The organism is Dyella silvae, assembly GCF_026421305.1.
Lineage (GTDB): Bacteria > Pseudomonadota > Gammaproteobacteria > Xanthomonadales > Rhodanobacteraceae > Dyella > Dyella silvae.
Map to the genome: position 1 here is coordinate 105,296 of NZ_JAPJBQ010000005.1, position 26,603 is coordinate 131,898.

At 63.6% G+C, this 26,603-nt stretch carries 17 protein-coding genes; 9 read left to right on the forward strand and 8 right to left on the reverse strand.

Annotated elements, in window-relative coordinates:
• The first annotated feature begins 77 nt into the window (after positions 1–77).
• The 3 genes from OQE56_RS13165 (at position 78) to OQE56_RS13175 (ending at position 5,301) form a co-directional block, all read left to right on the forward strand.
• A complete protein-coding gene (locus tag OQE56_RS13165) occupies positions 78–1,970 on the forward strand; it encodes a hypothetical protein (protein ID WP_267224950.1) in 1,893 nt (630 codons plus the stop codon).
• Between the two features lie 129 nt (positions 1,971–2,099).
• Positions 2,100–2,534: a hypothetical protein gene (locus tag OQE56_RS13170; RefSeq protein ID WP_267224952.1), complete on the forward strand. Its 435-nt coding sequence runs from the start codon at positions 2,100–2,102 to the stop codon at positions 2,532–2,534.
• 211 nt (positions 2,535–2,745) lie between these two features.
• Positions 2,746–5,301 (forward strand): hypothetical protein, encoded by a 2,556-nt coding sequence (locus OQE56_RS13175; protein ID WP_267224954.1) that lies wholly within the window; start codon positions 2,746–2,748, stop codon positions 5,299–5,301.
• Positions 5,302–5,410: 109 nt separating this feature from the next.
• Here OQE56_RS13175 and OQE56_RS13180 read toward each other — a convergent pair whose 3' ends face one another.
• The 6 genes from OQE56_RS13180 to OQE56_RS13205 all read right to left on the reverse strand — a co-directional run bounded on the left by OQE56_RS13180 (position 5,411) and on the right by OQE56_RS13205 (position 15,032).
• Positions 5,411–5,992 (reverse strand): DUF4136 domain-containing protein, encoded by a 582-nt coding sequence (locus OQE56_RS13180; RefSeq protein ID WP_267224955.1) that lies wholly within the window; start codon positions 5,990–5,992, stop codon positions 5,411–5,413.
• Between the two features lie 141 nt (positions 5,993–6,133).
• Positions 6,134–8,374: a patatin-like phospholipase family protein gene (locus OQE56_RS13185; RefSeq protein ID WP_267224957.1), complete on the reverse strand. Its 2,241-nt coding sequence runs from the start codon at positions 8,372–8,374 to the stop codon at positions 6,134–6,136.
• A 429-nt stretch (positions 8,375–8,803) separates the two neighbouring features.
• On the reverse strand, positions 8,804–11,068 hold the full coding sequence (locus OQE56_RS13190; protein ID WP_267224959.1) for a xanthine dehydrogenase family protein molybdopterin-binding subunit: 2,265 nt from the start codon (positions 11,066–11,068) through the stop codon (positions 8,804–8,806).
• On the reverse strand, positions 11,065–11,595 hold the full coding sequence (locus tag OQE56_RS13195) for a (2Fe-2S)-binding protein (protein WP_267224961.1): 531 nt from the start codon (positions 11,593–11,595) through the stop codon (positions 11,065–11,067). Before OQE56_RS13195 ends, OQE56_RS13190 begins: the two co-directional genes overlap by 4 nt.
• Positions 11,596–11,646: 51 nt before the next feature.
• Positions 11,647–12,972 (reverse strand): APC family permease, encoded by a 1,326-nt coding sequence (locus OQE56_RS13200; RefSeq protein ID WP_267224963.1) that lies wholly within the window; start codon positions 12,970–12,972, stop codon positions 11,647–11,649.
• A gap of 119 nt (positions 12,973–13,091) precedes the next feature.
• Positions 13,092–15,032: a S53 family peptidase gene (locus OQE56_RS13205; RefSeq protein WP_267224965.1), complete on the reverse strand. Its 1,941-nt coding sequence runs from the start codon at positions 15,030–15,032 to the stop codon at positions 13,092–13,094.
• Between the two features lie 447 nt (positions 15,033–15,479).
• Here OQE56_RS13205 and OQE56_RS13210 point away from each other — a divergent pair, with 447 nt between their 5' ends.
• From OQE56_RS13210 to murD, 5 genes are all read left to right on the forward strand, one after another.
• The gene (locus tag OQE56_RS13210) at positions 15,480–16,994 is read left to right on the forward strand and encodes a fumarate hydratase (RefSeq protein ID WP_267224966.1); all 1,515 of its coding nucleotides are present in this window, start codon (positions 15,480–15,482) and stop codon (positions 16,992–16,994) included.
• Between the two features lie 279 nt (positions 16,995–17,273).
• Positions 17,274–19,892: a bifunctional aspartate kinase/diaminopimelate decarboxylase gene (locus tag OQE56_RS13215; RefSeq protein ID WP_267224968.1), complete on the forward strand. Its 2,619-nt coding sequence runs from the start codon at positions 17,274–17,276 to the stop codon at positions 19,890–19,892.
• Positions 19,893–19,988: 96 nt separating this feature from the next.
• Positions 19,989–20,369, forward strand: a complete 381-nt coding sequence (locus OQE56_RS13220) for an endonuclease domain-containing protein (protein ID WP_267224971.1) — start codon at positions 19,989–19,991, stop codon at positions 20,367–20,369.
• Positions 20,370–20,388: 19 nt separating this feature from the next.
• Complete coding sequence (gene murL, locus OQE56_RS13225) at positions 20,389–21,732, forward strand: UDP-N-acetyl-alpha-D-muramoyl-L-alanyl-L-glutamate epimerase (RefSeq protein ID WP_267224973.1); 1,344 nt, start codon at positions 20,389–20,391, stop codon at positions 21,730–21,732.
• 14 nt (positions 21,733–21,746) lie between these two features.
• Positions 21,747–23,099: a UDP-N-acetylmuramoyl-L-alanine--D-glutamate ligase gene (gene murD, locus OQE56_RS13230; RefSeq protein WP_267225281.1), complete on the forward strand. Its 1,353-nt coding sequence runs from the start codon at positions 21,747–21,749 to the stop codon at positions 23,097–23,099.
• Between the two features lie 110 nt (positions 23,100–23,209).
• On the opposite strand, the gene OQE56_RS13235 is transcribed toward murD, so the two are convergent.
• On the reverse strand, positions 23,210–25,291 hold the full coding sequence (locus tag OQE56_RS13235) for a M13 family metallopeptidase (protein ID WP_267224974.1): 2,082 nt from the start codon (positions 25,289–25,291) through the stop codon (positions 23,210–23,212).
• Positions 25,292–25,478: 187 nt separating this feature from the next.
• Here OQE56_RS13235 and OQE56_RS13240 point away from each other — a divergent pair, with 187 nt between their 5' ends.
• Entirely contained in the window at positions 25,479–25,805 is a 327-nt protein-coding gene (locus tag OQE56_RS13240) for a YfeK family protein (RefSeq protein WP_267224976.1), read from the forward strand.
• A 133-nt stretch (positions 25,806–25,938) separates the two neighbouring features.
• Here the strand turns inward: OQE56_RS13240 and OQE56_RS13245 are convergent, their stop codons facing one another.
• Positions 25,939–26,520: a PLP-dependent aminotransferase family protein gene (locus tag OQE56_RS13245; protein WP_267224977.1), complete on the reverse strand. Its 582-nt coding sequence runs from the start codon at positions 26,518–26,520 to the stop codon at positions 25,939–25,941.
• Positions 26,521–26,603: the final 83 nt, after the last annotated feature.

The window sequence follows — 26,603 nt, forward strand, 5'->3', positions numbered from 1 at the left end:
GGCACAGGGCTTCTCAGAACGCCCGCCGCGCCCGCTAAACTGCACGCATGGACAGGGAATCCGCAGACCGGCTGACAGTGACGCTACCATCGCCCAAGTCGGCGTCGGAGAGTGCGTCCGTCTATCGACGCCGCCGTGCGGAAGAGCCGCGCGAGCGCTGGCTGCGCATCCTGGCGCTGGCCGGCGCGCTGATCATCCATCTCGTGTTTCTGTTTGGCGCCATTCTCGGCCCCGCTTATGAAACGGAGGAGCTCAATGAGTCGAACCCTCCGCTGGTGGTGCGCCTGATCGAGAAGAACAAGGAAGAGCCGCCGCCACCTCCGCCTGTGCGCGGCACGCCACCGAAGCAGGTGGGGCCGGTACATCACGGCAACGCCAGCAACGCGCCGCACACGGCGCGTCAGAGCACATCCTCCACGCGCACCAACAACGAACTGGCGCCGGTGCCGGTACCTGCGTTGCAGACGCCGGTGGTCACCGAAGTGCCCAAGGCCAGCACGCCGAAACCAGAGATCACCGCCGCACCGCTGCCACCGGTAACACTGCCCAAGCCGGCACCTGCCGAGCAGTTGCAGCCGGTGCCGGTGGCGCCCGAGCCGCCGCAGGTCGCGATGGAAGCGCCGGCGGTAGAGAAACCGGTGCCGCCGAAGTTCCAGCCCGAGCCCGTGCGCAAGCCGCAGGCCGAAGGCAATCAGGCAATGCCGCCGCCGGCGTCGCTGGCGATTCCCGAGGTGCCGCCGCAATCGGCACCGATGGTGACGCCACCGGCCATCGCGATGGAAAAGGCGGTACCTGCCGCGACCAAACCCAGCATCGCGCCCGCCGTACGGCCCGAAGAGCCTGCGTCGCCGCCGGAGCCGGAACTGCAGGCTGTGCCGTTGCCCGCGCAGGCCGCGCCCACGGTCAACCTGCAGCCGCAACCCAACAAGGTCACACCGGTCGTGCCGCGCGAACAACCCAAGGTGGAGTCGCCCGCGATTCGCGTGGCGGAAGAGCCGGAACTGGAAGCCGTACCGCTGCCCCCCAATCCGCAACCGAGTCTGGAGCGTCCGCAGGCACCGCGCCTGGAAACGGTGGCACCCAAGGCGATTGCGCTGGACACCAGGCCTTCCATCGAACGCCCGCAGATATCCACCGAAACACCATCGGTGGCGGCGCCCACGCAGGCCAGTGCCGCCGCTCCTTCAGCACCGTCGGCATCGCAGGCGGCGAGTTCGCCGAGTGCCAGCGAAAACACGGCCAGTAGCGAATCGAGCAGCGCGCCCGGTGAAAGCGGTGCGAGCAGCGCGCCCAATGCCACGCCGCAAGGCAGTGCTTCGGGCAATCCGGGCCAGCCCAACGGCGTGAACCAGTCGCCCAGCGTGGCTGGCGGTAAGGGTCTCAACCTCAACTTGCCGCCGGGCCAGGGGAACGGCCAAGGCAGCAAGGGGCAGGGTGAGTCCGAAGGTGTCAATGGCACGTACGTGCAGCTCAAGCCGCACGGCAACACCGAGATCATGTCGCACGGCACGCCGAATATCGGTTATCAGTCCACGCGCTTCGAAAAGGACTGGACGCCCGAAGGCGAAAGCTCGATCGACACTGCACTGCGGCATGCGGTGGAAAAGACCACCCTGCGGCATACCTTCCATTTGCCGCGCGGCGTGCGTGTGGAGTGCGTGGTGATGCCGCTGTTCCCGGTAGCGCTGTTCGGTTGCGGCAGCGGTGATCCGCCGCCCAAGCCATTGGACGACGTGGTCTACGACAAGATGAAGCTCGCACCGACCAATCCCTTGGTTCCGCCGCCGGCGCCTGTCAGCGCAGCGCCCAATATGGCGACCATCAAGCTGGACAATAGTGCTCAGTGTGCGGCTGCTCGTGTTGCAGGCGGTCCCCTGCCGCCAGGCTGCCAGGTGGACCCGGCTGTCATACCGACGGGCCCGGCACGTAGCGGCAGCACGTGGGTTCCTGCGAGCGATCAGTTCCACTGACGTAAGCACGGCATGGCGTGTGCAAGCGCAGACGTGGGTACTTCTGCGCGTCGTAGCGTAGGAAAAGCGCGATGGCACGCCGATCGGGCCGATGGCTAGGCTGCGGCTTTGGTTGCCTGAGCCTGAAGCATGAAATCGTACCTGCTCGTTCCTCTGCTATTTGCCAGCCTTCTTGCCGGGCCGCGTGCGCGCGCCAGTGAGGCGCTGGATTGCAAACTGCATTTCAGCCTCAGCAGCTGGTCCCTCATTTATGAGCACGTGACTGGTAAGGGCGTGGTGACCTGCAGCAACGGGCAGTCGATGAAGGTGAAACTCGAGGCGCACGGCGGCGGGCTTTCCGTTGGCAGTTCCAACATTGACGACGGTACGGGTGTGTTCACTGCGTTGCACTCCATCGCGGAAGTGCCGGGCGCTTACGCCAATGTCAACGCGCGCACTGCGATCAAAGAGGGCGATGTCCAGGTGCTTACCAAAGGTGTCGTATCGCTGGCCCTTGCCGGCGTGGGGCACGGGCTGGAGATGGGCATTACCGTTGGTGAGCTGGTCATCAGCGAAGACAAGTAGCCGGCCTTCGGTCCACCTCATCGGCACGCGATGAGGCAATGCAGCCATCCCGTGCCGTCTGCCGGTGTTAGGTAGATCTACCTAGTAACGCTTCGAACAATTTCGCTATCGATCATGCGTATCGCACCGCATGCTCGGTGGCGTCACAGCCACGCCCTTGCCTCCGCGCGAGCCGCAGAGATGACGAGGGTCTCTCGCCTTGAGGTACATCATGTACATAGCGCGTTGGTCTGCCCTGGTATTGGCGCTGGGCCTGGTTATGAACGATCCGGGTCTGGCTCAGCAAACGCCCACTCATGGGCCTGCGCCGGCGCAAAGCACGGCGGATTCCCGGCCCTGGCCACACACGTTTGATGTCGATGGCGAGCATCTGATCATTCATCACCCGCAGCTCGATAGCTGGACCGGCTATGAGTTGAAGGGACGCGTTGCAGTCGAAGTGAAAACGGGTACGCAGCTTGGCAGTGACGGCAAGTCGCATGACGTCATGGCCTACGGCGTGGCCTGGTTCTCGGCACACACCCTCACGGACAAAATGGCGCGGCAGGTCACGTTGATCAATGTGACGATCGACAAGGTGTCGTTCCCGACCAATACGGCACGGCAAGATCATTTCAAAGACGTGCTTCAAAGCGTTGCTGGTCGCGGCAACCAGGTGGCTGACCTCGATACGTTGGAAGCATCGCTGGCGATCAGTCAGGAACAGAGCGAAGTGAAGAACGTCGCCGTGCGCAATGAGCCGCCGGAGATAATTTTCTCTTTCAAGCCGGCCCTGCTCGTGTTGATCGATGGCACGCCCGCGTCGCGGCCCACCAGTTCGAGCGGTGTCAGCCGTATCGTCAATACGCGTTCGTTGCTGCTGCAGCAGGGCGGACAGTACTACCTGAAGTTCGCCGGTCACTGGGTGAAGTCGTCCACGCTGGATGGCCCCTGGATGGCCGTGAGAACACCACCTTCGGCTGTCGTGCAGGCAGGCGGAGTCGTCGTGAAGGACAAGCAGGCGGATGCGCTGGATAATCCGTCGGATGCGCTGAAACAGGTGCTCGCTTCCGGCCAGCTGCCCGACATCGTGGTGCGCACGCAGCCGTCCGAACTGATCATGGTGAATGGCGATCCACAGTTCGACGTGATTCCCGGCACGCAGCTCGCCTACGTTGCCAATACGTCGTCCGATGTATTTGTCGATCAAACGCACGGTGCCGCATGGTATGTGCTGATCTCTGGCCGCTGGTTCACGGCGGAGTCGTCCAAAGGGCCCTGGCATTACGTGTCGGGCAAGGATCTTCCCGCTGACTTCGCCAATATTCCTTCCGACAGCCCCAAGAGCGCCGTGCTGGCATCCATTCCTGGCACGCCGGAGGCGAAGGAATCGCTGATTGCCAACAGCATCCCGCAGACAGCAGCCGTCAACACCAGCACGACACAGTTGCATCTGACGTATGACGGCACGCCGCAGTTCAAACCGATCGATGGCACGACGCTTACCTATGCGTGGAACACGCCGGTGCCGGTCATCCAGGTGAGTCCCACCGCTTACTACGCGGTGCAGAACGGTGTGTGGTTTACCGCCGGCAGCGCGACCGGTCCCTGGTCGGTGGCGCTGGACGTGCCCGCCGTGATCTATTCGATTCCCGCCAGTTCGCCGTTGCATTACGTCACCTATGTTTATGTCTACGGCCATTCGGACAATCAGGTTTATGTCGGTTACTCGCCGGGTTACTACGGCACCGTGGTGAGTGATGGCGTCGTGGTGTACGGCACCGGTTACGCCTGCAACTCGTGGGTGGGCAATGCGTGGTACGGATGCCCGGCCACCTACGGATTTGATGTGTCCTTTGGCTGGACGCCATGGGAAGGCTGGGCCTTCGGCTTCGCATGGGGCGCCGCCTGGGCATCCGCCTGGTACGGACCATGGTGGGGCCCGTGGGGTTACTGGGGTGGCTACTACCCCGGTTACTGGGGCGGTGCGATCTCTGCAGCAAATATCTATGGTCGCTGGGGCAACAGCGCGGTGGCCGGTCGAGGCGTAGCCTGGGATAACCCATGGACAGGCAACTACGGCGGCGGCGTGCGCGGCGGGTATGTCAACTCGATCACTGGCGGGCATGGCCAGGGCTATGCGTGGCGCAACACCAACGCTTACACCGGCGTCACGTCAGGTGCGGCCGGCGGCATTCGCTACAACCCGCAGACCGGCCGCGCAGTCATGGGGCAGGGCGGCGCAGCGGTGAACCCGTATACGGGCAATGCCGTTGCTGGCGGTCAGCGTACGGTGGTGAATACCGAGACGGGGCGTGTCACTCAGCAGGCCGGCATCGCAGGGCGGACCAATGAAGGTGCAAGCGCTGCGGGCGCGTTCAACACGCAGGGCGCAGGTGGCGATGCGCGCGGGGCCGGTTACGTGAACTACGACCGCGCTACCGGGCAGGTCAATCACGGTGGTGTGGTCAACGTGAACGATCAGGTGTACGCGGGCCACGATGGCAACGTGTACCGGTACAACCCTGGCGAGGGCTGGCAAAAGGCGAACCCGGGCGGGAATTTCAGCTCGGCCAATGGGCCGGATGGCGCAGGTACCAACAACGACAGGCTGGCGCGTGATCGGGCCAACAGCAACGCATCGTTCGGTGAGCACCAGCCCTCAGGCCAGTCGTTTGACCGCAGCAACTTCAATGATCGTTTCCACGGTCAGCCAGGAGGCTTCCGTCCCTCGTTTGGCGGCGGCCACTTTGGTGGTGGCGGTTTCCGGGGCGGGTTCCGGCGTTAGGTGATCACCGCACGGCATGCGCGCATGCCGTGCGGCCTGACGTTCTGAATAGACATGACGGGCCGATCCAGTCGGCTGGGCACACGAAACAGTTCAGAGTCTCCTGTGCCTAGCGCAGGATGCCGTCGGCCCTGAGCTTCGGAATCAGCGTCTGCGCCAGCTCGGTGGTGGCCTTGGGGACGTCGTTGCTGCCGATCCCCTGCGTGGTCACCGTCCAGACCAGCTTTTCGGATTTGGCGTCCCACACGCTGGTTTCCAGCGTGATCACGTCGTACTGGTGCACATCAGGGACGGATGCCCACGCGCCGCCGTACCAACCGTAGAAGCCGCCATACATCGGGCCACTCGGTGTCACGCTTATCTTTTGTTCCACGCGCTGCACGCGCGTGACCAGTACGGCCTGTGCGCCGCTGCTTTTCACCAGGTCACGCAATCGCACGGCACCCGTGGTGCCTGCGGGAATCTGCGTGTAACTCGGCGACGCCTGCAGGCCGGCCGCCTGCAGCTGCTGCGAGAAGGTGTCTTCGAAAATGTGGCGCATCGTGTCGCTGCGGGATATGCCGACCACGACCACGCTGGAAGCCGGTGGGCCTGACCAAGACGGGTCGCGCCATTGGTTCGTGACGCTTATGCTCGAGCAGGCGCTGAGCACCAGCCCGGTGACCAGCATGAGTAGACGCATCGGTTTCATGACATTGGCTCCAGGTATAGGTCGCGCCTTCGAGGGCGGCGGCACATTGTGTGACCGCCATTGTGGACGCCGCGCGATTGACGTTGCGCAGGCGCCCGGCCTTTGCCGCCCTGTGTTGATACCGTCAGGGCGTGCCTGGGTTCACGGGCGCGGCCGCAGCAGCGAGCCGAAGGTCAGATAGACCGACGAGTGCCCGCCCTCACCGTAGCCGTAGCTCAGGAACAACGGCCCAAGCGGGGTCTGGATGCCGAGGAACAGGCTGCCGGCATAAAGCAATGAATTGAGTTCGACCTGGCTCTTGTCATGCCAGGTGTTGCCCGCCTCCAGGCTGGCGCCGACATAGACGGGCGTAGAGAAAATCCCATCCATCCTGCCGGTTCGCCGGTACAGCACGGCGTGCGCGTACGCCGACTGGTTGCCGTATAGCGAGCGCTCGGGGTAGCCCGACAGATTGAGGAAGCCGCCAAGGAAGCTTTGTGTTTCGAAGAAATTGGCGTTGTCGATGGCGCTCGCCGCACGCAGGCCCAGCAGCAGGTGGTAGCGGCTGTCGGCCAGGCCAAAGTCGGGTACCCAGTCAACGTCGAGGCGGGCCACATCGCCTGTTTTGGTGCCGCCCAGCCACGGCCGGTAGAAATCGTAGTCGAAGTTGATGTGCGCACCGCGGGTGGGAAATTGCGCGTTGTCCAGATTGTCCCAGTCGATGCCGATCTTGGCGACGCTGTAGTCCACCGTATCGTTGAAGAAGTCGGCGGGGTTGCCGATGCGCAGATCGCCATTGTCACGTCCCCGCGAAAAGGAGGTGTACAGGCGCATGTTGGTGGAAGGTGTCCAGCCCGTCTCCACGCCCAGATATCGCCGCTTGATGCGGTACTCGGCCAGCTGCTGATTGCCGTTGTCGACAAAGTAGGGATAGTCCTCATTGCGCAGCAGCCCAAAAGGCATGATGTACGTCGATGAGCCATGCCCCCATGGCTGATAGAACTCGCTTTCCAGGCCACCGAAGCGGCCAGCCCATACGGTATTGCGCCATTCCGCGCCCAGGCGATTGATCTCGGTCGCCGTTACCTGGGCCGAGATGAGATATTCGCTGCGTCCCTTGAAATCATCATTCAGCTCGAAGCCGACCTTGCCGTAGGTCGGGCCCCAGGGCTTGTCCCGGGGAATGATCAGCAGGCCGCGCTCATCATCTTTCTGCTGCAGGCGATAGTCGATCGATTGATATTCGCCAGCGCCATAGACACTGCCGATCTGCTTCTCCAGTTTGGCCGGATCGAAAGGCTTGCCCACATCCTTGGACAGACGCTGTTCTACGTAATGCGCGTTGTCGGTGTGGCTGGTGTCGACGTTGAGAAAGGCCACCAGCCCGGGATCGAAGTCACGCTTGCGGTGCTGGGCCACATAGTTTGCCCATTGTTCCGGCCCTACGGAGAGCGCGCGCAGCCGGGGAAGGACGGCTTCCGCCGCCGCACGCCCGATCGCGATGGCTTCGGCACCGCGATTGAATTCAGCGGCGCTCATGGTGCCGAGTGCAGGGGTAATAAGGATGTCGTCCGGGCCGAGCGTTTGGAGCTGGCGCTGGGTTTTCTCCTCCATCAGCGCGCTCACCATCTGGTTGAGGACGGCGACCGGATTGGTCAGCTCGTCCCGTGTCGCGAGCGGAGAACCCACATTGACGACGATGAGCCGTTGCGCCCCCATGCTGCGCACCACGTCGATGGGCACGTTGTCCATCAGGCCGCCGTCGACCAGCAGCTTGTCGTCCACATTGGTGGGTGCGAATGCACCAGGCACCGACATGCTGGAGCGAATCGACAAAGCCAGATCGCCCGAGGCGAACACCACCGGTTTGCCCGCCACGATATCGGTGGCCACGGCGCGGAACGGTATGGACAGCTGGTCGAAGTCATGCACGTCCCAGGTGGACAGCAACAGGCGGCGCAACAGCAACAACAGCTTCTGTCCCTGCACCACGCCGGCCGGCGTCACGATGCGGCCGTTCTTGTAGCCCACCTCGAAATTCAGCAGATAGCGATAGTCGTTGTCCTTGCGCCGCATTGGCATCTCGGCGCGCGCAGGATCGTCGGAGAACAAGTCATTCCAGTCCAGCGTGGTGACGATGTCCTGCATTTCCAGCGGTTTGTAGCCGGCGGCGTACAGGCCACCGACGATGGAGCCCATGCTGGTGCCGGAAATGCGGCAAACCGGAATGTGCTCGCGTTCGAGCACTTCGAGTACACCGATATGTGCCGCGCCACGCGCGCCGCCGCCGCCAAGCACGAGGCCAACGCACGGTGCAGCGGATGGAGTAGGGGATGATGGCGCTCCTGCCAATGCATGTGTACACAGCAACAGCAACGCGGTCAGTGCAAGGCAACGGCGCATTGATGGTCCTTTGTTACAAGGGCGCGGCCAAACCGGCCACCGCCGCCGAAACAGCATCCTAAGACGGAAAAGATGCACGTTCCGTGGATGCGAGCATAACCGTGTATCGCCGGGGTCTTTTCACACTGTTCCGCGTTGCACGCACCTGCAACCGACCGGGCCGGATCCTTTTGCCCACCATCCTGCGTCTTCGCTCGGGTGTGTATCGACATACACTTCCTCGCTCATCCTTATCTGGCAGGCAAAAAGCTTTCGGCGCGGGCCACGCGGGCCATGTGAACGGGCCCTAGGCGAGCCGATACACGGTTTCATGACGAATGTGGCAGATAGGCCGGGTGTTTGTCCGTCAGGCCAGGACGTTGCCGTGCGTGGTGCAAGGACGGTCAGGCCGTCATAAACAACGCACGGGCCCCGAAGGGCCCGTGTCGTTTACAGCATGCGCAGCATTTCTTTCAGCAACGGAAGCCGGCGCACGCGTACCGCGCTGACGCGGAATACCGCGTTGGCAAGCGCGGGCGCCGCAGTGGGCATGGCGAGGAAGCTGGCGCCGGAAGGGTCACGATCCCCTGGCACCATGATGACCTCGGTGGTGTCGGGCAACTGCGCCATGCTGGCGAGTGGGTAGTCCTTCCAGTTGTGCTGCTGGACCTGACTGTCCTTGTAGCTGACGGAGAGATTGAGCGCCGTGGACAAGGCATCGAGCGTGGCACCCGCAATCTGGCCTTCAAGGCCCGTCGGGTTGATCACGCGGCCGACGTCCACCGCGCAGACCGCGCGCTCGATGTTGAGGCGGTCGCCTTGCAGCGATGCTTCGATGGCGTGGGCCACGTAGGTCCCGTTGATATGCCAGCAGGCGATACCGAGGCCGTTGACTGTGCGCAGCCAGTTTTTCCACTCGATGCGGTCTGCCACCAGCTTGAGCACATTGATCAGGCGGCCGGTGTCGAGCGTGCGGCCGTCGCCCAGCGGGATCATGCGCGGCTCGCCAATCAGGCGCAGACGCGTGACCAGTGGATCTTCCTTCAGCGAGTGGGCGATCTCGTCGACGAAGCTTTCGACGGCGAACGCGTTGCTCAGGTGCGGCATGCCGCGGGCGGGGCCGCGTGGCATCACCGAAGGGAGCGCATACCAGTCGTTGCGCAGATTCGCCACGAGTCCGGCGGGCAATTGATGCGCGTCCACTTCGGACGTCCAAAGGCGATCGTCAGGCACGCCGCGCTGAGTCAGCGCAGATGCGCTGGCCATGCGCTGGTTCCAGGAGATGATCTGGCGTTTGCCGTCGAGCGTGGCGCTGAACTTGTGCACGCTGGCGGAGCGGTAATAGTCCTGCGTGAGGTCTTCATCGCGGGTCCACATCAGCTTCACCGGCTTTTCCACGGCTTTGGCCAGCAGCACGGCTTCGGCGACGTAGTCGTGGTCGAGCCGGCGCCCATAGCCGCCGCCCACGCGCGGTACACGAATCTCGATCTGGCCAGGCGTCAAGCCGGTCAACCGTTGCACCACTTTCCATGCCTGCTGCGGCGCCTGCGTGGGCACCACCAGCATGGCGCCATCCTTGTCGATGCGCGCCAGACAGTTCATCGGCTCGGGCGTGGCATGCGCCAGCCACGGCTGCGCATAGGTGGCTTCGATGCGGTGTGCGGCTTTCTTGGCGGCGGTGTCGACATCGCCATCGTTACGCACGCGCGTGGTAGGCGCAGCGTTCTTGTCGTTGATGAGGTCGGTGGCCTGTTGCTCGAACCACGCGCTGCTTTCGCTCTGGGCGCCGGCCTTCCATGCCAGCTTGAGTTTGGCCCGGCCTTGCAGCGCGGCCCAGGTGTTCTCAGCCAGCACCGCTACGGCGGGCGCGCGGACCGTTTGCCCTAGCGGCACGCCTGCTTCGGGTTTCAATGGCACAACCTTGACCACGCCCTTCACGGCCATGGTTTCGGTGGTGTCCAGACTTTCCACTGAGCCGTCTGTCCACGGGCAATGACTGAGCACGGCCACCAGCGCGTCGCCGAGGTAACTGTCCAGTGCGTAGACCGCCTGGCCGGTGACAATGGCGCGAGCATCGATGTCGCCGGCCGGCTGACCGATGAGGGTGTAGTGGTCGGGCGTCTTGAGTGGTACGGGCGCGTTCGGCGGCGCGATCTTCGCTGCCGCCTCCGCCAGCGTGCCGTAGCCGAAGCGGCGGCCGTCCGGCGAGATAACCGAGCCCTCTTCACAACGCAGGCGATCGGCCGGCACGCCCAGACGACGCGCGGCCGCCTGCAACAGCAGCCATCGCGCCAGCGCGCCGGCCTCGCGCAGATCGGCCCAGGCGGCGGGAATGGCGCCGCCCAGGCCGCCGGCCTGATGCCCATACGTCCAGTGCGGTTTGCCGTTGTCGTCTTCCACCCCAAGGCCAAGCGGCACGGCGCTCACGCGCGTCCAGTCGGCATCGAGTTCATCGGCGATGATGCGCGACAGCGACGTGGAGGTGCCGGTGCCGGTATCCGGGTCGCGTACGCCAATGACCACATTGCCGTCGGCATCGATGCGCACATAAGCGCCGAGGCCATACAGCGTGTCGCCCAGTAAGGCGGGCGGCACCGGCAGATCGGCGGCTTCGGCGAAGCGAATGCCCACTACCAGCGCGCCGGCCGCGCCGGCCAGCACCTGCAGGAAACGGCGGCGCGAGAGCTGCACGGTGTTGTCGCTGTGCCCGCTCATGCGTGGCCTCCCTTGGCAACGCGCTTGATGGCCTTGCGCACGCGGGTCTGGCACCCGCAGCGGCAAAGGTTGGGCAACTGGTCGATCTCATTGTCGCTCGGCTGCGGATGCCGATTGAGCAGATCGAGCGAAGCCATCAGCCATCCCGGCGTGCAGTAGCCGCAACCAATGGCGTCTTCGTCCACGAACGCTTGCTGCAGCGGATGCAGCTTGCCGTCGGCTGCGGCAAGACCTTCTACGGTGGTGACCGACTTGCCTGCGAGCTTGGTCAGGGGCAGATTGATGGCGGAGGCGAGCTTGCCGTCCACCAGCACCAGGTCATAGCCGCCGTCGCCGTGCTCGCCGCTGTACTTGGTGCCGGTGAGCCGCAGCACATCGCGCAGATACCACAGCAGCGGCATCTGGTCATCGCCGGTGTGGCGGTAACTCCGGCCGTTGATCTCCAGGTCGACCCCTTCGCGTACCTTCTCGGGCACGACGGTGTTGCTCGATTGGGGCGTCAGGATCTGGTCTTGCGCGTTCGCCATCGGTGGAACTCTCCTTCGCTATCCCTGCATTGTGGCATTGCAGCGCGATTCTTAGGAGGTAACCCGGCTGAACAGGCGTCGCCAGACCAGGTAGACCGGGATGCCGGCCGCCATGATAAGCAGGCCGATGCCGGTGTTAATCGGGCTGGAACGCAGGCTCTGCACCATCACCAGACCGATGGTGGCGATGAAGATCACCGGCAGCAGCGGATAGCCCGGCACGCGGAACGTGACCTGCGAACCCTCGCGCTTGCGGTACCAGAACAGCGTGCCCACGCCGAAGGCACAAGCCAGCCAGTCGCCGAAGGTGGCGTAGTCGAGCAATTGGCCGTAGCTGCCCGACCACACCAGCACAATGGCCCAGCCCGAAAGCAGCAGCAGCGCGATGTTGGGCGTGCGGTGGGTGGGGTGCAGGCGCGCCACGCTGCGGAAAAACAGGCCGTCCTCACCCATCACCTGGAGCACGCGCGCGCCTGCCACGAGGGTGATGTTGCAGAAGCCGAGCGCGGAAATGGCCACGCCGATGGCGATCAGCTTGGCCCCGGCGGTGCCGAAGACCCGCTGCATCACATCGGCGGCCGGCGCACGGCTGGCGGCGAGACCCGCGTGGCCCAGTACGGAGAGATAGGCAAGGTTTACCAGCGCATAGGCGGCGATGACCAGCAGCATGCCGATCAGCAGGGCACGAGGCAGTGTGCGCTGCGGCTCGCTGACCTCGCCGGCGAGATTATTGAGGTAGGTAAACCCGGAGTAGGCAAAAAGCACCGGCAGCGCCGCACCCATGAAGCCCACATCAACGGTCTGCGGGTCGGTGGCCAGGACGCCGTTGCCGCTCACGCCGGCCAGCAACAGGCCGCAGACCACCAGCACCGCGACGGCCAACAGCTTGAGCAGGGTGAACATGTTCTGCACCTGGGCACCCAGGCGCAGTCCGAACAGGTTGATCAGCGCCACGAACACCAACGCGCCAATGGCCAGACTCATGGTGGCGCTGGGGGGCAGACCGAACAGGGACGCCGCATAGCTCGCAAAGATCGTGGCGACCGCGGCCGTCGATCCCGAGTAGATCACCAGCAACATGCTCCAGCCAAACAGAAAGCCGGCCAGCGGGCCAAAGGCTTCGCGCAGATACACGTAGCTGCCGCCTGCGTGGGGGCGCCGAGCGCCAAGCTCCGCATAGCAAAGCGCGCCGATCAAGGTGAGCAGGCCAGCGCCGATCCACATGAGCAGCAGTGACAAGCCCGACGATGTGCGCATCGCCACGACGTACGGGTTGAGGAAGATACCGCCGCCGATGATGCCGCCGACCACGATCATGGCCGCGTCCCACGGGCGGAGGCGGCGGACGTAACCGCCGGACGTCGAGGAGTCGCTCATGAAATTCCCGCTGCGGAAAACTCCGCCGAGAATGGCGGGTGGCGCGGCGGGCGGCAAGCCCCGGAAAAAAAGGCCGGCGTCTGGCGACGCCGGCCCTTGTTCCGTCTTTGAAGCCGTTATCAGAACACGCTGAGCAGCAACGCCAGGTTGGTTACGTTGAGCGTGCCGATGCCCGCGCCCGGCTCGTACCCGTTCTTGCCTTTGTAGAACCAGTTGTCGCCTTCGCGAATATCGTTGAAGGCCGACCACTTGCCGTAGCCGAACGCGTCCTGCAGGAAGTACACCTGCGGATTCCACAAGCCGACACGATGGCCGGTGCTTTGGGTCAGCAGGGCGCTGATGCCGTTGAGCTGCGGTGCCACGAAACTGGTGCCGCCGTAGCCGGTGATCACACCGCCATCCACCGTCGACACCACGATGTAGCCCGTCTCGGGGTCCGCATTGAGTGCAAGATCCGGCACGTTGCGCCCGTGGAAGTTGCCCGGCAATACCAGCTGCGTCTGCGCACCGGCGACGGGGTCGATATAGGTGAGTGTCTGCTTCTTCTCGCTGCGGCGGATGCCATTGGTGAACCACTGGTACGCCGGCGTCTGCCAATACACGCTGACACCACCGCCGCCACCGACCGAGAACAGATCGATCAAGCCCTTGCCGAAATTCTTGTCGAAGTAATTCTGGATGTAATCCCAGCCCCAGATTTGCTCCTTGGTGATCGACGCATACGGGCCCGCCACGCCGTTATGGTGGAAGCGATAGGTGAAGGGTACGGTCGTGCCGCCCGCTGCCGTGATGTACGGGTCCGATGCGGGCGAGTCGACGGTCAGTGGCGCGTTATACGTGCCTGGGCCAGTGCCCACGCCGAGGTCGCGTACGGTGTCATAGGCACCCGAGTCGCCACTCGCGGCAAACGTGGACTGACCTTGCACGGCTGCTTCCAGAAGAATCTGGTGGAAGGTCTGCAGATCGCCCACATCAGTCGTATCGGTATTGCTGGCACCAGGCACATTGAGCGCGGCGAAGTTGAAGATCTCCGGCAGGCCCCAGCTGGTGGAAATAGTGTCGGCCTTGTTGTCGACCACAGCCTGCATGAACGCGTCAGTGAAGCCATTGCCGGCATTGGGTGCGTCGTACACCAGCACATCGGCGAAGGGTGCGAGGCCACCGGACTGTTCGACATCCAGTGAGGTTTCGCCGCTGCCGCCATCAAAGGCGCCGCCACCATCGACATGGATCTGCGTGATGCGGTTGGGCTTAGTGATCAGGCCGATGCCGTTCCAGTAGGTCTCCGCATCGCTTGGATAAAAGTTGGACAGGGTCACAATGGCGATGGTCGAACCCTGGCCATTGACGCCTTGCGCGTACAACGGGTTGATGTTGTACATGTTGGCGACGTCGCCGACCGTGAACTCACCCGGCGTACCGGTTGCGGTGGGGTTGCCGTTCGAGCTGGATGGGGCGGTGAGCGTGCTGCGCGCCAACGCCTTTGTGCCAGCGGCCGCCTGACGGCTCTCTACCGATTTGATGGCGTGCGATGCGTACTTGTGTTCATTGTTGAGGCCTGAAACGAACAGCAACGAGTTCGTCAGCTCGTTTGGCAACACCAACGACTGCGTGGGGCGATGGAACGACCGGCCGGTGTCTTTCGACGTAAAGGTGTGAATGGGCGTTTTGAACGCCGCACTGAACTGCGCCATGGTGCCGCTGGTGCGGATCGCCATGCGGTTTGCCAGCACGGTGCCGCTCAGGCCGTTCTGCTTGAGGAAATTCTGCACCTGCGCAACTTCGGCATCCGTTGCGCCGTACTTGCCGGCGAATTCGCTGGTGGAAAGAAAACGGTGATAGTTGGCGTTGCCCGGTGTCACCGTCTGCTGGATGTAGTTCTCCAGCTGCTCCTGGTTATGCAGTCGCATGACGAGCGTGACATTGATGATCTGCGAGTTGTTGGCTGGCCCCGTATCGGTGGCCGCCTTGACGTCTGCGGCGCTGGCGCCGGCAGAGACGGAAGTGAGCAGTACTGCGAGAGAGGCCGCGAGCGTCTTGCGATGCAAGTTCCAGAGCATGTGTTGTTCTCCAGGGTGAATGGAGCCCCGGCCGCGCGTTGACGACGCATTGCACGCCGCCACGCCTTTCGGCGAGAGCCTGTAAGACGGATTTGGTCACCTTCCCCGAACAACCGCGCGGCCCCCTGAAGACATCATCCGCCCGGCCGGGAGAACCTAGCGTCCCGGGTGGGTTGCCGGGAAGTGCCTGATTCATCGCATGAAATAACGAAATCCGCGTCACGCCTCACTTCGCATCGAAAGAAGTTTCGCGCTCACCATCTGGCCTACGGCGCTGGCCATGCCGGCGGTTGGTTGGAGGCTTTTTCCTGGGGCGGGGATCCGTCGCGAAAACCCGCGCGCGCGGTCTTTTGGGGGCGGGGAGCCGTTTGCGGCACAATAGAAGGGTTGTGCGTCGTGGACAGCCTGTTTTCGACGCCGAATTTCCCCGGAGTCGAAGCAAACGCCATGACCACCATCAAGCAAGACGATCTGATCCAGTCCGTCGCCGACGCCCTGCAGTACATCAGCTACTACCACCCCGTCGACTACATCACCAATCTCGCCGCCGCCTATGAGCGCGAGGAGTCGCCGGCCGCGAAGGACGCGATGGCGCAGATCCTGATCAACTCGCGCATGGCCGCCGAAGGCCATCGCCCGCTGTGCCAGGACACCGGCATCGTCACCGTCTTCCTCAAGGTCGGAATGAATGTGCGTTGGGACGCCACCCTGTCGCTGGAAGACATGGTCAACGAAGGTGTGCGCCGCGCTTACAACGATCCCGACAACAAGCTGCGTGCCAGCGTGCTGGCCGATCCGGCCGGCAAGCGCACCAACACCAAGGACAACACGCCGGCGGTGATCAACGTCTCGATCGTGCCGGGCGACACCGTGGACGTCATCGTCGCCGCCAAGGGCGGTGGTTCGGAAGCGAAGTCCAAGTTCGCGATGCTCAACCCGTCCGACTCCATCGTGGACTGGGTGCTCAAGACGGTGCCGACCATGGGCGCCGGCTGGTGCCCGCCGGGCATGCTGGGCATCGGCATTGGCGGCACGGCCGAGAAGGCGATGCTGCTGGCCAAGGAAGCGCTGATGGAGCCGATCGACATCCAGGATCTGATCGCCCGTGGCCCGAGCAATCGCGCCGAAGAGCTGCGCATCGAGCTGTACGAAAAGGTCAACGCGCTGGGCATCGGTGCCCAGGGCCTGGGTGGCCTGACCACCGTGCTCGACATCAAGATCAAGGATTACCCGACCCACGCGGCCAACCTGCCGGTGGCCTTGATTCCGAACTGCGCCGCCACGCGCCACGCGCACTTCACGCTGGACGGTTCGGGCCCGGTCGCGCTTGATGCACCGTCGCTGGAAGACTGGCCCAAGCTCACCTACGACGCCAGCAAGGGCCGTCGCGTGAACCTCGACACCGTGACGCGCGACGACGTCGCCAGCTGGAAGCCGGGCGAAGTGCTGCTGCTCAACGGCAAGCTGCTCACCGGCCGCGATGCCGCGCACAAGCGCATGGTCGACATGCTCAACAAGGGCGAGCCGCTGCCGGTCGATTTCAACGGCCGCTTCATCTACTACGTGGGCCCGGTCGACCCGGTGCGCGACGAAGTGGTGGGCCCGGCCGGCCCGACCACGGCCACCCGCATGGACAAGTTCACCGAGCAGGTGCTGGCACAGACCGGCCTGCTGGGCATGGTCGGCAAGGCCGAGCGCGGCCCGGCGGCGATCGATGCGATCAAGAAGCACCAGTCGGTGTACCTGATGGCCGTGGGCGGCGCTGCGTATCTCGTGTCCAAGGCCATCAAGGCGTCGCGCGTGGTCGGCTTTGCCGATCTCGGTATGGAAGCGATCTACGAGTTCGAAGTGAAGGACATGCCGGTGACGGTGGCCGTCGATTCGGCCGGTACTTCCGTGCACCAGACGGGTCCGAAAGAATGGCAGGCCCGCATCGGCAAAATCCCCGTAGTGGTGGCGTAATACCGCACTTCTCCTTCTCCCCTCCGGGGAGAAGGCCGGGATGAGGGGCGGGTGCTTGCGAAAGCGCTTCTAGAGCAAGCTTTCGCAACGCCCGCAACTGAGGCAAGCCCGCCCCCTCACCCCAACCCTCTCCCCGCAGGGGAGAGGGAGCTGGTACGGCAACTCCATACTCTTCCGCATTTAGCCATCTAAACGCCTCTGTCCTTCAGCGGTTGCATTCCACCTGCTGCGGCGCAACACTGGCGAAATTGTTTTCCCCAACCACCAACGAAGGTACTCGTGAACCCGCAAAGCCCCGCGTCGCTTCCTGCTGACGCATCCTGGATCGTGATGAAGTTTGGCGGCACCAGTGTCGCTACCCTGCCGCGCTGGCAGAACATCCGTGAGCTCGTTGCCAGCCGCCGCGCCGAAGGCGCCCGCGTGCTGGTGGTCGTGTCCGCGCTCACCGGCATCACCGACGCACTCAAACATCTGTGCGCGCAGGAAGACAAGGGCAAACGCATCGAGGCTGCCAAGGCGATCGCACAGCGTCACTACGACCTGCTCGATCACATGCAGCTGGCGGTTCCGGACACCCTCGACGCCCGACTCACCGAACTCGCGCGGCTGGCCGAAGACGGCCCGTCGCAACTGGGCGAGCTCGCGTGGGCGGCACTGGTGCAGGCGCATGGCGAGCTGATGTCCAGCGCGCTGGGCGCGGCGTTCCTCACTCACAGCGGTTTGACGACGCAGTGGGTGGATGCGCGCGACTGCCTCTCTGCGATCGCATTGCCTAACCAGAATGAGCGCACCAAGTTGCTCTCGGCCATGGTGGAGGCGAAGCCCGATCCTGCGTTGAACGCGCGCCTGGCCGAACTGGGCGATGTGTTCATCACGCAGGGCTTCATCGCGCGTGAATCGCAGGGTCGCACCGTGCTGCTCGGTCGTGGTGGTTCGGATACGTCCGCTTCGTACTTCGGCGCGTTGCTGAAGGCGCAGCGCGTGGAAATCTGGACGGACGTGGCGGGCATGTTCACCGCCAACCCGCGCCAGGTGCCCAGTGCACGCCTGCTACAGCGCCTCGATTACGAGGAGGCCCAGGAAATCGCTTCCACCGGAGCCAAGGTGCTGCATCCGCGTTGCCTTTCGCCGCTGCGCGAGCCGCGCGTGCCGCTGCTGATCAAGGACACCAACCGGCCCGAGCTGGAAGGCACCCTGATCGGCCCGGAAGTGCGCGAGCATGCGCCGAGCGTCAAAGCCATCAGTGCACGCAAGGGCATCACCCTGGTGTCGATGGAGTCGGTAGGCATGTGGCAGCAGGTCGGCTTTCTCGCCGACGTGTTTGCGCACTTCAAGCAGCACGGCCTGTCGGTGGACATGATCGGCTCGGCCGAGACCAACGTGACGGTGTCGCTGGATCCTACGGAAAACCTGCTCGATTCCGACGCGCTCGCCGCGCTGGCCAGCGATCTGGCCAAGGTGTGCCGTGTGAAAGTGATTGCGCCGTGTGCGGCGATCACGCTGGTGGGGCGCGGTATGCGTTCCATGTTGCACACGCTGTCCACCGTGCTTGCCGAGTTCGGCCAGCTGCGCGTGCACATGATTTCGCAGTCGTCCAACAACCTCAATCTCACCTTCGTGGTGGATGAAAACGTGGTGGATGAGCTGCTGCCGCATTTGCACGAACTGCTGATCACCGCTGGTGCGTTGCGTACCGACGACAGCGCGTTGTTCGGCCCAAGCTGGCAGGCGCTCTATGGCAGCGGCGAAGTGCTGCCACCGGCGGCTTCGTGGTGGCGCGAAGAGCGTCGTGCCGACCTGCTCAAGTTGGGTGCGGACGCCACGCCGCGCTACGTCTACCATCTGCCGACCGTGCGTCAGCAGGCGCGTGATCTGAAAACGCTGGCGGCAGTGGATCGCCTGCATTACGCGGTGAAAGCCAACACGCACCCCGCCATCCTCAAGGCGCTGGCCGAAGAAGGCTTCGGTTTCGAGTGCGTGTCGCCGGGTGAACTGAAGGCGGTGATGGCCGTGGTGCCGGAGTCCGCGCCTCTGCTCTTCACCCCCAACTTCGCACCACGCGAAGACTACGAGTGGGCCCTGACCACGCGCGCCACGCTCTCGCTGGATTCGCTATACCAGCTGGACCAGTGGGGCGAGCTGTTCCGCGGCCGTGAAGTCGTGTTGCGTCTTGATCTCGGTCGTGGCCTCGGTCACCACGAGAAGGTGCGCACCGGCGGCAGCGGCAGCAAGTTCGGTCTGCCGGTGGAGCAGTTGGACACCTTCCTGCGGCTTGCCGATACGCATGGGGTGACCGTGCGTGGCCTGCACGCGCACCTGGGCTCGGGCATCCTCGACGATGGCCACTGGGGCGAGGTGTACGGGCAGCTTGCCAGTCTTGCCGAACGCATCGGCAGCGTGACCTTCCTGGACATCGGCGGCGGCCTCGGCGTGCCCTCGCATCCGGGCGAGGCGCGTCTGGATATCGCGGCGCTCGACCGGGTGCTGCGTGAGGTGAAGGCGGCCTATCCACACTACAAGCTGTGGATGGAGCCGGGCCGGTACCTCGTCGCGGATGCCGGTGTGCTGCTCACCAAGGTCACCCAGACCAAGGGCAAGGGGAACAACCAGATCCGTTACCTCGGTGTGGATACCGGCATGAACAGCCTGATCCGCCCCGCGCTGTACGAGGCCTGGCACGAGATCGTGAACCTCACGCGCCTTGACGAGCCGGCCACCGGGCTGTTCCAGGTGGTCGGCCCGATCTGCGAAAGCGGCGACGTGCTGGGTACCGACCGCCGCCTGCCGGAGCCGCTGGAAGGCGACGTGATGCTGGTGGCGCAGGCCGGCGCGTACGGCAAGGTGATGTCCTCGCCGTACAACATGCGCGATGAGGCTGAGGAGATCATTCTCGAGTAAACCTCAGTCCCCCACTTCTCCCTCTCCCCTTCGGGGGAGAGGGCTGGGGTGAGGGGCGGGTGCTCGCGATAACGTACCAACCAAGGACGCTCACGGATGAAGCGTTTGAATGTCGATAGGGCTCGCGGCATGCGAGGTGCCCAAACGGACGCGGAACAATTGCTCTGGCATCACCTGCGCAATCGCCGCCTGCAAGGCTGGAAATTCCGGCGCCAGCACGAAATCGGTCGTTACATCGTTGATTTTGTCTGTCCGGACGCTGGCCTGATCGTGGAGCTGGACGGCGGCCAACATGGCGATCAGTTGATTTATGACGAGCGCCGTACCGTGGAGCTGGAAGCAATGGGCTACAGGGTCCTGCGTTTCTGGAACAATGACGCATTGAAGAACGTGGAAGGCGTGCTTGAGGTGATCCTGCAGGCTTTGGCCAGCCCGGCCCCTCACCCCAACCCTCTCCCCGAAGGGGAGAGGGAGTAGCGTCGACGGAGACTTGAGAGTGACGACCAACATCAACCCCCGCCTGACCCAGGTATTCCGCTTCGTGCGCTGCAGCTACGCCGATGGCGTGGCCGAGCTGGTGTACGGCTTCGATCACGGTGAAGAGCTGATCGAGCGCGTGCGTTTTCCGAATGCGCCGGCTATCCCGTCCAGTCATCAGGCAGCGTTCGATCAGGCGCTGAAACTGCTGCACCTGATCGCCGGCGTCAGCTACTACAAGGCCGGCGTGCCGCCGCGCATCGACGTGGCCAGTGGCCCGCTCGATGACGCCACGGCGGATCTGTTGGACGCGCTCTATCTGCACGGCCTCGCGGAGTTTGCCTATCGCAATGGCCTCGATCTGCGCGGCCGCATCAACTTCCCGCGTGGCAGCGCCAAAGCGCCCGAGGCGAAGGCACTGAATCTGCCGCACCGCACGCTGGTACCCATCGGCGGCGGCAAGGACTCGCTGGTGGCGGTGGAAGCCATCAAGTCCATCCATGGTGACGCCACGGCCGTGTGGGTCGGCAATTCGCCGCTCATCGCCGCCTGCGCCGAGCGCACCGGTCTGCCGATGCTCAACATCCAGCGCGAACTCGCGCCGGGCCTGTTTGAGCTCAACCGCCTGGGTGCGTGGAATGGCCATATCCCGGTGACGGCCGTGAACTCCGCCATTCTCGCCGTGGCCGCCATCCTTTACGGCTTCGACAGCATCGCCTTTGCCAACGAACGCTCCGCCTCGGCTGCCACGCTGGAGTACGAAGGCCAGCAGGTGAACCATCAGTGGAGCAAGGGCTACACGTTCGAACAGTTGCTGGGTGACTGGCTGCATCAGCATGTGGCTGCCGATCTCACCTATTGCTCGTTGCTGCGCCCCTATTCGGAGCTGGCCGTAACGCGTGCGTTCTCCAAACTCACGCCGTACTTCGATGCCTTCTCCAGCTGCAACCGCAACTTCAAACTGCTCGGCCCCAAGCCGGCCGATCGCTGGTGCGGACAGTGTCCGAAGTGCCACTTCGTCTTCCTCGCGCTGGCGCCATTCCTGGCTAAGCCGCGTCTGCTGTCGATCTTTGGCCGTAACCTGTTGGACGACGAGAACCTCGCGCCCGGTTTCGATGCGCTGTTGGAATACCAGAATCACAAGCCGTTCGAATGCGTGGGCGAGGGTGCCGAGGCACGGGCCGCGATGTATGCGCTGAGCCAGCGTTCGGAGTGGCAGGAAGACGCCCTGGTGGCACGTTTCATCAGCGAGATACAGCCGCAGCTCGACGTGAAGGAGCTGGCCCTGGAGCCGTGGCTGCAACCTTCGGGTGAGCAGCGTATTCCTGCCCGTCTGCAACCGGCGCTGGCGTTCTTCGCGTGACGCAGGCGCCGCCGCTGCGCATCGCCGATCTCGACGGCAAGCGTGTTGCCGTGTGGGGTTTCGGGCGGGAAGGGCGCGCTGCCATCAAGGCCATCCGCTCACGCCTGCCGCAGCTGTCGCTCACGTTGTTCTGCAGCGATGCCGAAGTGGCATCGGCGTGCGCCTTCGATGCCACGCTGGATGTGCGTGGACACGAGCCCGATGCGACGGCGCTGGCCGTATTCGATGTGGTGGTGAAGTCGCCGGGCATTTCCGCTTACAAACCGGCACTGCAGGCAGCACGCGAAGCGGGTGCCTGCATCACGTCAGGCACCGCATTGTGGTTCGCCGAAAACCCCGATGCCCGTGTGATCGCCGTCACCGGCACCAAGGGCAAGAGCACCACCACGGCGATGCTGGCGCATCTTGCGCGCAGTCTTGGCGTGCGTACCGCGCTGGCTGGCAATATCGGCATGCCCTTGCTGGAACTACTGGACGTATCCGCCGATCTGTGGGCCATCGAACTTTCCAGTTTTCAGACGAGCGAGGCGGGTTCGGTGGAGCTGGGTGTCATCACCAGTCTCTATGAGGAACACCTCGACTGGCATGGTTCGCGCGAGCGTTATATCGACGACAAGCTCAAGCTGGCCGATGTCTCAAAGCAGCTGTTGGTGAATGCCACGCAAGGGTTTCTCCTCAAACGCACTGCGCGGCATCCGCATCGCATCGTGTTCGGCCATGTCGACGGCTGGCACGTGGCGGGCGGTTCTATTCGCCGGGGCTCGCAGCCCGTGTTCGAGATTACGAATCTGCGTGCGCCGGGTGCGCACAATGCGCTCAATGCCTGTGCGGCGTTGGCGGCGCTCGAGGCGATGGGCTTCGACGCGCTGAAAGCGGCTGCAGCGCTCGCCACCTTCCGCCCTCTGCCGCATCGTTTGCAGCCGCTGGGCGAGCACGATGGCTTTCACTGGGTCAACGACTCCATCAGCACCACGCCACTGGCGACATTGGCGGCGCTGGGTAGCCTGCAGGGCAAGGCCGTGACCGTGATCGTGGGCGGGCATGACCGCGGTCTGGATTGGAGCGAGTTTGTCTTTGCGATGAAGGCGCACGCGCCACACGCCATCGTCGCGCAAGGTGCCAACGGTCCGCGTATTGCGCGCGTGCTGCGCGAAGCGGGTGTGGTGGTGGAGGAAACGGGTGATCTTGCAGCGGCGGTCGAACGTGCCCGTGCCATCACGCCTGCCAGCGGCACCATCCTGCTGTCGCCGGGCGCTCCCAGTTTCGATCAGTTCCACGATTACGCCGATCGCGGCCGTCATTTCGCTGAGATGGCCGGCTTTGATGTGCACGAGATTGTCGGCATCGAGGGCCTGGGTATCGCCTGACGGACGTCCGGCTGTGGGAGCGCACCCTGCGTGGCTTGACGAGTCACCCAAATAAAAAAGCCACGCCTCGTGAGAGGCGTGGCTTTTTATTTCGTCGCGTCAGTGGTGCGTTACCAGATCTTCACGCGATCTGCCGGAGCGAGATACAGCGTTTCGCCCGCCTTGGACTGGGAGGCGTCGTACCAGCCGTCGAGGTTGCGCACAGTCTGGGCGCGGAAGCGGCCCGGCGAATGCTCGTTGCCGATCACGCGCTGGCGCATCGCCGCGTCGCGGACCTTCTCGCGCCAGCTCTGGCCGAAGGCGAGGAAGAAACGCTGATCGCCGGTGAGGCCGTCAATCACCGGTGCCGGCTTGCCGTCGAGCGACTTGTGATACGCGATGTAGGCGATGGTCAGGCCCGACACGTCGGCAATGTTTTCGCCCAGCGTCTGCTGGCCGTTCACGTGCAGGCCTGGCAGTGCTTCATACGCGTTGTACTGCGCGACCAGCTTCTGGCCGGCGGCCTTGAAGTGCGCCTGATCTTCCGGCGTCCACCAGTTGGCGAGGTTGCCCTGGGCGTCGAACTCCGCGCCAAGATTGTCGAAGCTGTGGCTGATCTCATGACCGATGATCGCGCCGATGGAACCGTAGTTCGTGGCCGGGTCGGCCTTCGGATCGAAGAACGGCGCCTCGAGAATCGCTGCGGGGAAGTTCAGTGCGTTCTGCAGCGGCAGGTTCACGGCATTCACCGTCTGCGGCGTCATCCACCACTCGCCGCGGTCCACCGGCTGGCCGAGCTTGGACAGCTGGTGCTCGTACTCGTACTTCTCGGCGCGCTGCTGATTACCCAGCGCGTCGTCGGCGCGGATCTCCAGCTTGCCGTAGTCGCGCCAGGTTTCCGGATAACCCACGCTCACGCGGATGCTGGCGATCTTGGCCTTGGCCTTCTGGCGCGTGGACGGCGTCATCCAGTCGATGTCGTTCACGCGCTCATCGAATGCGGCGAGGATGTTCTTCACCATCTGCTCGACCTGCGCTTTGGACGATGCAGGGAAGTACTTCTTCACGTAGATCTGGCCGACCGCGTCGCCCAGCGCGACGTTGGTGCTGGCTACTGCGCGCTTCCAGCGATCACGCTGTTTGGGCGTACCCGACAGCGCCTGGCCGTAGAAGCCGAAGCTGAGATCGGCATACGCCTTGGGGAGCAGCGCGGCACTCTCGTTGAGTGCGTGGAAGGTGAGGTAGTCCTTCCAGGTCTGCAACGGTTCGCTGGCGGTCAGCGCGGAAAGCGCCTTGATCGCCGGCACCTGCCAAACGTCGACGACCTTCTGCTGGTCGAGGCCGGCGGCCTTGAAATAGTCATTCCAGTCGAGACCAGGCGCATTCTTGGCGAACGACGCCAGCGGCCACGGATTGTTGGCCTTGTGGACGTCCTGGCTGTCGATGATGTCGACCTGTGCCTTGGCGATCTTGGTTTCCAGCGCGAGGATGGCCTTGGCTTTAGCATCGGCATCGGCCACGCCGGCCTGCTTCAGAAGTGCTGCCATGTAGGTCTGGTACTTGCCACGCGTTTCCACCATCGCCTTGTCGTCGGACAGGTAGTAGTCGCGAGTGGGCATGCCAAGGCCGCCCTGCAGCAAGTAAGGGATATTGCGCGAAGCGTCTTCCAGGCCATGCGAGACAAACAAGCCGAACAGATGTTCCGTGTGGAAGTTGGTGGCGTTCACCGGGTCCACGTCGGCACGCAGGCCTTCGCCGAGCACGCGGGCGAGGTCAGCCTGGCTCTTGATGGCGTCGATGCTCTTCAGTTCGGGCGCAAGCGGTTCGAGCCCGCGCTTCTCGATGGTGGCCTCGTCCATGAACGCGGCGTAGTAGTCGGCAATCTTGCGCTCGTTGCTGCCCGCGGCTGGCTTGCTGTTGCCGGCGGCCTGAATCAGCTCCGCGTTGCGCTTCTCCGCCTTCTGAAACACTTCCAGGAACACGCCGGTGCTGGAGCGGTCTGCCGGAATCTCGGCCGTCTTCTTCCAGGTACCGTTGGCGTAGTTATCGAAATCGTTGCCCGGGAGCACGCTGTGGTCGATGCCCGCCAGATCGATGCCGCTGGCACTGCGGGCGAGGGCATGGGCCGCTGCGGGTTCGGTCGGGGCGGTGGTCGCCAATGCACAGGTGCTGGTCAGCGCTGCTGCCGTGAGAATCCAACGAAATTGCCGCATGGACGCGTACTCCTGAGGATAAAAAAGGCACCACAATAGCCCGTGGCGCGGGCATGTGGGGCATGACCAATGGGCTACGATGCTGTCTCGCGACTATTTGCGACAGAGGCGTGGGCCAAGGGAGTGCGGAGTGATACGGAACAGGCGGCGATCAGGCGTATGGGTGGCGTTGTGGGCCGGTGCCAGCATGTGGTCCATGAGCGCGCAGGGCGCACTGGATGCGAACGCGCAGCGAGAGGTGAGTGCGCTACTTGCCTTCGTAGGCAACAGCCATTGCACGTTTATCCGCAACGGCAGCCCGTATAGCTCCACGCAGGCGCAAGCGCATCTGCAAGACAAGCTGGACTATCTCTTGCGCAAGGACAGGGTGAACTCCGCCGAGCAGTTCATCGAACGCGCGGCCAGCGAGAGCAGCTTCAGCGGCAAGCCATACAAGGTGATTTGCGACGGCAAAGAACAGTTGTCGGCTGACTGGTTGAAAGACGAGCTGCAGCGGATTCGGCAAGGTCATTGAACCGGCGCTTATGCGCCCTGGGCGCAGATGCCGAAGACCAATGCTACTTCAGAGGCAGGGCTATGCTTCAAAGCCATCGCCGAGAAGGCACCCCATATCACGCTGATGCAGCGATGCTTCCTGCCCCTGAATATCAGTGCATGTCGTGCACCTCGATCCATGCGTTGGGATCGACGAAGATGAAAGTCACGCAAATGATGAAATAGACCAGGGCGATGACGCCATGGATTCGCCGTGGACTGAAGAAGGCCGCCATGGGAAGAACGGCCAGCGTTACCGGGACTATGGCCGTCCAACCATCGGGGGTGATTTCCCAGTAGAGGGCGTTCTCCACGAGCATTTCCAGAAAGTAGCCGCTGATGGCTAGCAGCGCCCAATGTCCATGGCGGTCATAGAGTTCGCGATAATTCTCGCCGATCTTCAGCTCCGTGGAAGGCAGCACCAAGACCGCTGCAAAAAAGATCAGAAGGGGCTGGATGAGGAGCATCAGAAAGACGGCGAACGTCCACTCCTTGACCGCTGCCACGGCATCGTGAAGCGACCACCATAAATCCAGTTCCATGATGAAGATGCTGGCGGCCCATACCAACGAGATCCAGTCCGGGCGTGACACGTTCCGGGAGCGCACAACAGCCGCTAAGCAGGTGAGAATTCTCGCGATGCCAAGGCCAATCATCATGCCGATGACGGCCAAAACCCATTGGAACTGAGGCATAGAAGTATTCTGTGTATGAGCCTGATTCAGTGCGCCGTCGCGAAGCCGATCCGAGCCGCCGCCTCGCTGAAGCCTGTCGAACT

Excerpts from the sequence above, each read along its gene's own strand:
- OQE56_RS13170 (WP_267224952.1), top strand. The coding sequence starts at position 2,100 with ATGAAATCGTACCTGCTCGTTCCTCTGCTATTTGCCAGCCTTCTTGCC.
- OQE56_RS13175 (WP_267224954.1), top strand. The coding sequence starts at position 2,746 with ATGTACATAGCGCGTTGGTCTGCCCTGGTATTGGCGCTGGGCCTGGTT.
- OQE56_RS13180 (WP_267224955.1), bottom strand. The coding sequence starts at position 5,992 with ATGAAACCGATGCGTCTACTCATGCTGGTCACCGGGCTGGTGCTCAGC.
- OQE56_RS13185 (WP_267224957.1), bottom strand. The coding sequence starts at position 8,374 with ATGCGCCGTTGCCTTGCACTGACCGCGTTGCTGTTGCTGTGTACACAT.
- OQE56_RS13190 (WP_267224959.1), bottom strand. The coding sequence starts at position 11,068 with ATGAGCGGGCACAGCGACAACACCGTGCAGCTCTCGCGCCGCCGTTTC.
- OQE56_RS13195 (WP_267224961.1), bottom strand. The coding sequence starts at position 11,595 with ATGGCGAACGCGCAAGACCAGATCCTGACGCCCCAATCGAGCAACACC.
- OQE56_RS13200 (WP_267224963.1), bottom strand. The coding sequence starts at position 12,972 with ATGAGCGACTCCTCGACGTCCGGCGGTTACGTCCGCCGCCTCCGCCCG.
- OQE56_RS13205 (WP_267224965.1), bottom strand. The coding sequence starts at position 15,032 with ATGCTCTGGAACTTGCATCGCAAGACGCTCGCGGCCTCTCTCGCAGTA.
- OQE56_RS13210 (WP_267224966.1), top strand. The coding sequence starts at position 15,480 with ATGACCACCATCAAGCAAGACGATCTGATCCAGTCCGTCGCCGACGCC.
- OQE56_RS13220 (WP_267224971.1), top strand. The coding sequence starts at position 19,989 with ATGAAGCGTTTGAATGTCGATAGGGCTCGCGGCATGCGAGGTGCCCAA.
- OQE56_RS13235 (WP_267224974.1), bottom strand. The coding sequence starts at position 25,291 with ATGCGGCAATTTCGTTGGATTCTCACGGCAGCAGCGCTGACCAGCACC.
- OQE56_RS13240 (WP_267224976.1), top strand. The coding sequence starts at position 25,479 with ATGTGGTCCATGAGCGCGCAGGGCGCACTGGATGCGAACGCGCAGCGA.
- OQE56_RS13245 (WP_267224977.1), bottom strand. The coding sequence starts at position 26,520 with ATGCCTCAGTTCCAATGGGTTTTGGCCGTCATCGGCATGATGATTGGC.